2 protein-coding genes are annotated in these 1429 nt (G+C 61.0%); both read left to right on the top strand.

All coding sequences use genetic code 11. The features are described from left to right. Nucleotides 1–209 precede the first annotated feature (209 nt). A complete protein-coding gene (locus QMX91_RS31115; RefSeq protein ID WP_007963710.1) occupies nucleotides 210–689 on the top strand; it encodes an NYN domain-containing protein in 480 nt (159 codons plus the stop codon). A gap of 40 nt (nucleotides 690–729) precedes the next feature. Continuing rightward, nucleotides 730–1335 (top strand): 3'-5' exonuclease, encoded by a 606-nt coding sequence (locus QMX91_RS31110; protein WP_223007235.1) that lies wholly within the window; start codon nucleotides 730–732, stop codon nucleotides 1333–1335. Nucleotides 1336–1429 lie beyond the last annotated feature (94 nt).

Raw genomic sequence — 1429 nt, 5'->3', positions numbered from 1 at the left:
GATTTATCCCCGATGGGCAGCGCAGCGGCCCCGAAAATGGGACTGCTGCGCACTCCATCGGGGATAAATCCCCTCACCACAGTCCACCATCCGTCCGGAGTGGTGGGTTGATTATTCGCGCCACCTTCCTGTGGACTGGCATACTGAGCGCCTTTTTCGGGCCCGGCGCCTGATCCCGCTTCGTGCGCTATGCGCTCACAGGAATCCCGGTGAAAAAAATCGCAGTGTTCGCCGATGTGCAGAACCTCTACTACACCGTGCGTCAGGCCTATGGTTGCCATTTCAACTACGCCGCGCTGTGGGCTGACATTAGCAAGCAAGGGCAGATCGTCGAGGCCTATGCCTACGCCATCGACCGTGGCGACAGCAAGCAGCAGCAGTTCCAGCAGATCCTGCGCAACCTCGGTTTCACCGTGAAGCTCAAACCCTATATCCAGCGCAGCGACGGCTCGGCCAAGGGCGACTGGGACGTGGGCATCACCCTCGACATCATGGACGCCGCCGACCATGTCGACGAAATCGTCCTGGCCTCCGGTGACGGCGACTTCGACATGCTGCTCGAACGCATCATCAGCAAGCACGGCGTACAGGCAGTGGCCTATGGCGTGCCGGGCCTGACCGCCAACTCGCTGATCCGCGCCGCCAGCCGTTATGTGCCGATCGAAGGCGCACTGCTGTTGAAAAACTGAGCGTTGTTCAAGAATTGATTTGAACGGAGTTGAACCCGGTTTGGAACGCATTGCAGTCATCGACTTTGAAACCACCGGCCTGTCGCCGAACAGCAGCTGTCGCGCCACGGAAATCGCCGTGGTCATGCTGGAAAACGGCCGTATCGTCGAGCGTTACCAGAGCCTGATGAACGCCGGCGTCCGCGTCCCCGCGTTCATCGAACAACTGACCGGCATCAGCAACGCCATGTTGCGCAGTGCACCCTCGGCCGAGCGGGTCATGGAAGAGGTCAACGAATTCGTCGGTTGCACGCCGCTGGTGGCGCACAACGCCTCGTTCGACCAGAAGTTCTGGGACTTCGAACTGGGGCGGATCAAACGCACCCGTCTGCAGAACTTCGCCTGCTCGCTATTGCTGGCCCGCCGCCTAATGCCAGCGGCACCGAATCACAAGCTCGGCACCCTCACCACCTTCGCCCGCCTGCCGCATACCGGCCAGGCGCACAGGGCGATGGCGGATGCCGAGATGGCGGCCAACCTGATGGCGCATCTGGCGGAAGAACTGCGGCACAAGCATGGGGTGCGTGAGCTGAACCACGACCTGCTGTGCAAACTGCAGAAAGTCCCCGCCGCGAAAGTCAGAGAACACCTGCAGCGCTACCGCTAATCCCGAAGTCACCCCCAACCCCTTGTGGGAGCGGGCTTGCTCGCGAAAGCGGTGTGTCATTCGGCAAAAGGTTGTCTGACACACCGCATTCGCG

The sequence above is a fragment of the Pseudomonas sp. PS01299 genome (assembly GCF_029960145.1).
Classification (GTDB): Bacteria; Pseudomonadota; Gammaproteobacteria; order Pseudomonadales; family Pseudomonadaceae; genus Aquipseudomonas; species Aquipseudomonas putida_A.
Note: the sequence above shows the minus strand (reverse complement) of the source record. Positions and strands in the feature narration are given on the sequence as shown.